Annotated in this window: 1 protein-coding gene; it reads left to right on the plus strand. The window is 59.6% G+C overall.

Annotated features, from left to right (window positions below):
• Positions 1 to 129, plus strand: a 129-nt coding sequence (locus KJQ96_RS38965) for a LuxR C-terminal-related transcriptional regulator (RefSeq protein ID WP_249735106.1), incomplete at its 5' end; no start/stop codon positions are given.
• Between the last annotated feature and the right edge of the window lie 193 nt (positions 130 to 322).

Below are 322 nucleotides of genomic sequence, written 5' to 3' on the forward strand. Positions count from 1 at the left end.
GAAGTCGCCGATATGCTGGAAATTTCCTACAAGACCGTGGCCAACATTACGTCCCTGCTCAAGCGGAAGCTCGGTGCCAAAAGCCATTCGGACCTGATTCGGATCGCCGTCGAGATGGAGCTCGGCTGAATTCTAAGGGCAGAACGGCCGTGCCGCTAGGCGCGACCCGTTCGCATCCCGGCAAAGCTACATCTTTTTAATCCGCCACCGCCCCCCAGCGGTTCCTAAGGTCCGAGCCGGCCCTCGACGCGATTGCGGCGGAACGATCGCCTCGCGGCCGACTTTTTGGCTTGTTGGGAAGCACTATATTTCGACGTGCGGG

Source organism: Bradyrhizobium sp. sGM-13 (genome assembly GCF_018398875.1).
In the GTDB taxonomy this organism is placed as follows: Bacteria; Pseudomonadota; Alphaproteobacteria; order Rhizobiales; family Xanthobacteraceae; genus Bradyrhizobium.